We start from the raw sequence: 6040 nt of genomic DNA, 5'->3' as shown, positions 1-6040 counted from the left end.
CGGCATGGTGGTCAGCGCCCCCGCCGCCGCCGCCCCCGCCACGGGTTCGGCGACCGCGGGGCGGGCGTGGGCCGAGGGTCCCCCCGTGGTCAGCTCCGACCACAACGAACGCCGGCTGGGGGAGACCGCCGACGAACTGTCGGCGCTGGGGCTGGGCCGGGTCGAGAAGGTGCTGTGCGACGTGACGTCGACCGCGCAGGTCGACGCGCTGTTCGCCTCGGTGACCGCCCGGATGGGGCGCATGGACGTGCTGATCAACAACGCCGGGCTGGGTGGGCAGACCCCGGTCGTCGACATGACCGACGAGGAATGGGACCGCGTCCTGGACGTGACGTGCACGTCGGTGTTCCGTGCCACCCGCGCGGCGCTGCGGTACTTCCGCGAGGCCGGCCACGGTGGGGTGATCGTCAACAACGCCAGCGTCCTGGGCTGGCGGGCCCAGCATTCGCAGGCGCACTATGCGGCCGCCAAGGCGGGCGTGATGGCGTTGACCCGTTGCAGCGCAATCGAAGCCGTCGAGTACGGCGTGCGGATCAACGCGGTGTCGCCCAGCATCGCCCGGCACAAGTTCCTGGACAGGACCACCTCGGCCGACCTGCTCGACCGGCTGTCCGCCGGTGAGGCGTTCGGGCGCGCCGCCGAGCCGTGGGAGATCGCGGCCACGATCGCGTTCCTGGCCAGCGACTACTCGAGCTACCTCACCGGCGAGGTCATCTCGGTCTCCAGCCAGCATCCGTGAGGCGCTAGCCGAGCAAGCGCTTGGTTGATAGGCTGTCCCGGTGGACGGTCAGCCGAACAGCCGCCGCGGGGAGCTGCTCGAGCTCGCCGCGGCCATGTTCGCCGAGCGCGGGATGCGTGCGACCACCGTGCGCGACATCGCCGACGGTGCCGGCATCCTCTCCGGCAGCCTGTACCACCATTTCTCCTCCAAGGAAGAGATGGTCGACGAGTTGCTGCGCGGCTTCCTGGACTGGCTGTTTGCCCGCTACCGCGAGATCATGGACACCGAGGCCAATGCCCTGGCCCGCCTCAAGGGGTTGTTCCTGGCGTCGTTCGAGGCGATCGAGCACCGGCACTCGCAGGTCGTCATCTACCAGGACGAGGCCAAACGGCTGTCGTCGCAGCCACGGTTCTCCTACATCGAGGACATGAACCGCCGGCAGCGCAAGATGTGGGTCGAGGTGCTCAACCAGGGCATCGACGAGGGCTACTTCCAGCCCGACCTCGACGTGGACCTGGTCTACCGCTTCATCCGTGACACCACCTGGGTGGCGGTGCGCTGGTACCAACCCGGTGGACCGCTCACCGCGCAACAGGTGGGCCGGCAATACCTCGCCATCGTTCTGGGCGGAATCACGAAAGAAGGAGTCTGAAAGATGGCTGCGTTTTCCCAGGCCTATGTCATCGACGCCGTGCGTACCGCGGTCGGCAAGCGCAACGGATCACTGGCCGGGGTTCACCCCGTCGACCTGGGTGCCTACGCGTGGCGCGGTCTGCTCGACCGGGTCGACGTCGACCCTGCCGCCGTCGACGACGTGATCGCCGGGTGTGTCGACGCCATCGGCGGGCAGGCCGGCAACATCGCCCGGCTCTCGTGGTTGGCGGCCGGCTATCCCGAAGAGGTTCCCGGCGTCACGGTGGACCGGCAGTGCGGCTCCAGCCAGCAAGCGATTTCCTTTGGCGCGCAGGCCATCATGTCCGGCACGGCTGATGTCATCGTGGCCGGCGGCGTGCAGAACATGAGCCAGATCCCCATCTCGTCGGCGATGACCGTCGGGGAACAGTTCGGCTTCACCTCGCCGACCAACGAGTCCAAGCAGTGGCTGCACCGGTACGGCGACCAGGAGATCTCGCAGTTCCGCGGCTCGGAGATGATCGCCGAGAGGTGGAACCTGTCGCGCGAAGAGATGGAGCGCTACGCGCTGACCAGCCACGAGCGCGCGTTCGCGGCGATCCGCAGCGGGCACTTCGACAACGAGATCATGACCATTGAAACGGATTCCGGGCCGTTCCGGGTCGACGAGTGCCCGCGCGAGTCGTCGCTGGAGAAGATGGCCGGGTTGAAGACGCTGGTCGAGGGCGGCCGGCTGACGGCGGCGATGGCCAGCCAGATCTCCGACGGCGCCAGCGCGGTGCTGCTGGCGTCCGAGCGGGCGGTCAAGGACCACAAGCTGACGCCGCGGGCGCGCATCCACCACATCAGTGCGCGCGCCGCGGACCCGGTGTTCATGCTGACCGGACCCATCCCGGCGACCCGTCATGCGCTGGGCAAGACCGGCCTGTCCATCGGCGACATCGACACCGTCGAGATCAACGAGGCCTTCGCCCCGGTGGTCATGGCGTGGCTCAAGGAGATCAAGGCGGACCCGGAGAAGGTCAACCCCAACGGCGGCGCGATCGCCCTCGGTCACCCGCTGGGGGCCACCGGCGCCAAGCTGTTCACCACCATGCTGGGCGAGCTCGAGCGCATCGGCGGCCGCTACGGGCTGCAGACGATGTGCGAGGGCGGCGGCACGGCCAACGTCACGATCATCGAGCGGCTGTAGCTTTTTCCTCACGCCGCCGAACGTGAACTGGCTGCGAGTTTTTCGCGGTTTTCTCGCAGTGGTTGCACGTTCGGCGCGGGGCTCAGGCGTCGTAGTCGACGGCGACGAACGGCGTCGTCGGATGTGACTGGCAGGTCAGGATGTAGCCGGCGTCCAATTCGGCGCGCCCGAGGGCGAAGTTGTGGTCCATCTCGACCTCGCCCTCGACCAGCTTCGCGCGGCAGGTGCCACACGCGCCGCCCATGCAGGCATATGGCGCGTCGCTGCGAAGTTGCAGCGCGCCTTCCAGTATCGAGTCGCCGGGGGCCAGGTCGACCGTCGCCTGCGTACCGGACAGTGTGAAGGTGAGGGTCGCGGTCTCGTAGGCGCGCTCGGTCGCCGGAGAAGTGTCGTAGCCGAAGAACAGCTCGAGGTGGATGCGCTCCGCGTCGACGCAATGCTCGGTCAGAACCTCGTGTGCGGTGGTCGCGCAGACGAACCACTCGTCGATGCTGTCGGGCTGCAGGCTGCTCGTCAGCCACCGGTTGAGTTTGTCCCGGTCGATGCGGCCGCGCAGTTCCGGTGTGTGCAACGGATCGCCCGACAGCACGTGCAGGATCTCCAGGCGGTCGGCATAGCGGGACTCGAGCCGGTCCAAGCTCTCGGTTTCGATCTCGAGCGTCGTCGCCAGGATGGACAGCACCGGCGTGATCCCGCTGCCGGCCACCAGAGCGACGTAGTGTTTTCGGGCCAGCGGGTGCAGCGGGGTACCGAAGCGCCCGGTCGGCGTCATCAGCTCGAGCACGTCGCCAGCCTTGAGGTCATTGGCCACAAACGTCGAAAACTCGCCGCCGGGAAGGTGTTTGACGGCGATCCGCAGTTGGGCCCGGGTCGCCGGCGCGCAGATCGAGTAGTTGCGGCGAACGTTTTCGCCACCCGGGTCGGTGCGCACCGTGACGTGCTGGCCCGGTTCGAACCGGAAGGCGTCCCGCAGGCTTTCCGGTACGGCGAAGGTCACCAGGGTGCTGTCGGTGGTGAGGGGGTCCACCGACGCGACCGGGATGCGGTGCAACACCGCGTGCGGCGAACTCGACCTGGCCGGCATCCGCACCGGCAACAGCTTGGCGAGCCTGCCGTTGAGGGCCTTCCACTCCCGAAACTCATCGGGATTGTGTTGCTGGCCAAAGACTGTCGAGATGGCGGCGTTGCGCTCCAGGTAGGCTTCCTCGTTGCGCTTCCAGGTCCGCAGGTAGCGGTGGAACGGCACCGACGGGTGCAGGTGATGCACCAGGTGGTAGTTCTGCGACAGCAGCACCGGGGTGAACAGCCATTCCGCGCCGACCCGGTTGCGGGTTGCCCGGTAGCGATCGGTGCGCTGGGTGTCTGCCAGGCCGTGCTGGGGCAGCCAGTCGAACCACCACGCCAGCACGGTGACCCCGATGCGCTGCGGAACCAGAAAGACGACCGCGAGCGTCCAGAAGTTCCCGGTGATGACGGCGACCGTCAGACCGGCCAGGCTCAGGGCCAGCATCACCAGCGTCTCGGCGAGCTCGAACACTGGCCGGCTGCGGGCACGCGGGAGGTAGTACCTCAGGTAGAAATACTCGGCCAGCGACCAGCGCAACGGCAGCGACCAGGGCGAGCCGTGCGATGCGAACGTTTCGGGGTCCTCGTCGTCGTTGGCGTGGCGATGATGCTGGATGTGGATATAGCCGAATGTCGGGAAGGCGACGATCGGGACGACGAAAAGCCACGCCATCCGCCCGAACAACCCGTTGACCCATCGCGCGGAGCTGATCGAGTGGTGCGAGGTATCGTGCACGACGGTGAACATCACGAACGTCACCGCGGCGTTGACCGGATTCGTGAGCCAGGCCGAGGCCCAGCCGTTGACGTAGCCCACCGTGGCGAACACGAAGGCGGTCAAAGCGCCGAGGAAAACTGCGACGATCGGCAACGCCAACTTCGGCACCGATTCGCCCGGATCGGGCAGCGCATGACGCGCGACGGATTCGGGGGCGTCCTGGCCTACGTCGTCAATGGTCGACACAGCTGAAATAGCCTCACGGGCGGGCGTCCCGGGTACACCGCGTTCAGCGCGCGGCCAGGACCAGCCCGATGCTGCCCAGGGCCAGCAGCCAACTCGTGAAGCTGCCGACGAGGAAATACTCGGTCACCTCGTCGATGCCGACCGCGCCGTTGCGGTCCTTCTGGGCGCTCAGTTCGGGAAATCGGATGATTCCCTTGGCGGCGACGACGGCGCCGGCCGCGGCCACCTGTCCGCCGACGCCCAGGCTCAGGATCAGCAGGCGCTCCAGCGGGCCCAGCAGCCGGCCGCCCTTGAGGCGGTCGGACGGCTGTGGCTCGCCGGCCGGACGCACCGCCCCGACGGAGCCGAGCACCAGGCGCACCAGCTGATTCGCGGCGGCGAACTGCAGCACCACTACACCGACGATCATCAACAGCCGCGTGGGCGTGACGTGGGCGAGCGGCAGGTGCACCCAGGCCGACCACCGGGCGAAGACGCCGCCGACCGGCGAGGACCAACCGGACGCCACCGTCAGAAATGTCAGCGTCCCGGCGAAGACTGCCAGCGGGGCGGCCTGGCGCCTACCGCTGCGTTCACTGCGGATGCACAGCCACTCCCAGGCGGCTACGGTGCAGGCCGCCGGCACGAGCAACGCGACATCACCGCCGTGCCACAGCGCGCCCAACGCCGCGCACCCGACCACCAGGGCCGGTCCGATCGCCAGGGCGGCCACGCCGCACCTATCGTCCGCCGGCACAGGTCGGCGATGCCCACCGCGATCAGGAAGACGGCGACGGCGCTCACGGCAAGCTCCGAAGGTATTGCGATGCAACGACAATCAGATCCAGGCCGTCACGGCTCGCCCGCTGCGACACTGCCGAGGCGCTGATGCCCTCGGCGGCGGCGAGTTCCTTCTTGGTCTGGCCGGTCATCAAGCCCTTCACAATCCGCAGCGATCTTCCATCGAGCGATCCAAGCAGATGGTCCCGACAGATCAGGGCCGCGTTGACGGCCGCGACGTCTGCGCGGGTGTTCTTGTCCGCCCGGAAGGTGGTGCGCACCAGCGTGAAGCCGGGCTGCCGTTGCGTCCGTGCGGTCGCCTGGATGGCCTCGCGCGCGGCCCACCACGCCGGTCCGTCCTGGATGCCGGTCTCGGGGTCCAGGACGGTGACGAGGCCCCATCCGATGCCGAAGCGGACGTCGACCTCGGGGGCAAGGAGCAGTCGCAGCCGCAAGGCGGCGTCGATGGCGGTGCCCACCGAGGGGTAGCTGCCCTGGAACTCGTCGCCGACGCTGAAGGCGGGGGCGGCGATCGCGCCATCGGCGACCTCGCGCAGGGCGGTGCTCACGCGTCGATGCAGCGCGGACCGGTCCGCGGCGCGCCGGGATGCCACGACGTCACCGATCACGGCCGCCCTGGGTGACGATCCACGCTTCACTCCGGCCATATGAAGAATATAACTTAATTCAGGCCAGATACAGCTAT

5 protein-coding genes and 1 pseudogene are annotated in these 6040 nt (G+C 68.2%); 3 read left to right on the top strand and 3 right to left on the bottom strand.

The window, feature by feature from the left end; genetic code table 11:
- The 3 genes from ipdF to fadA6 all read left to right on the top strand — a co-directional run.
- The coding region (gene ipdF, locus FPZ47_RS07355) for a (5R,7aS)-5-hydroxy-7a-methyl-1-oxo-2,3,5,6,7,7a-hexahydro-1H-indene-carboxyl-CoA reductase (protein ID WP_210419853.1) at positions 1–739 on the top strand (739 nt) is incomplete at its 5' end.
- 40 nt (positions 740–779) lie between these two features.
- Positions 780–1373 carry a TetR family transcriptional regulator KstR2 gene (kstR2, locus tag FPZ47_RS07350; RefSeq protein ID WP_144946566.1) on the top strand — a complete coding sequence of 198 codons (594 nt, stop codon included), beginning with the start codon at positions 780–782 and terminating at the stop codon, positions 1371–1373.
- A 3-nt stretch (positions 1374–1376) separates the two neighbouring features.
- Complete coding sequence (fadA6, locus tag FPZ47_RS07345; RefSeq protein ID WP_144946563.1) at positions 1377–2546, top strand: steroid 3-ketoacyl-CoA thiolase FadA6; 1170 nt, start codon at positions 1377–1379, stop codon at positions 2544–2546.
- Positions 2547–2628: 82 nt separating this feature from the next.
- Here the strand turns inward: fadA6 and FPZ47_RS07340 are convergent, their stop codons facing one another.
- From FPZ47_RS07340 to FPZ47_RS07330, 3 genes and pseudogenes are all read right to left on the bottom strand, one after another.
- Positions 2629–4575 carry a fatty acid desaturase gene (locus FPZ47_RS07340; RefSeq protein ID WP_144946560.1) on the bottom strand — a complete coding sequence of 649 codons (1947 nt, stop codon included), beginning with the start codon at positions 4573–4575 and terminating at the stop codon, positions 2629–2631.
- A gap of 43 nt (positions 4576–4618) precedes the next feature.
- Positions 4619–5358, bottom strand: a pseudogene (locus tag FPZ47_RS07335) (hypothetical protein).
- Positions 5355–6002, bottom strand: a complete 648-nt coding sequence (locus FPZ47_RS07330; RefSeq protein WP_144946557.1) for a SatD family protein — start codon at positions 6000–6002, stop codon at positions 5355–5357. The pseudogene FPZ47_RS07335 and the gene FPZ47_RS07330 overlap by 4 nt, the downstream one beginning before the upstream one ends.
- Positions 6003–6040: the final 38 nt, after the last annotated feature.

The organism is Mycobacterium helveticum (assembly GCF_007714205.1).
In the GTDB taxonomy this organism is placed as follows: domain Bacteria; phylum Actinomycetota; class Actinomycetes; order Mycobacteriales; family Mycobacteriaceae; genus Mycobacterium; species Mycobacterium helveticum.
This window is presented reverse-complemented; position numbering and strand designations above follow the sequence as displayed.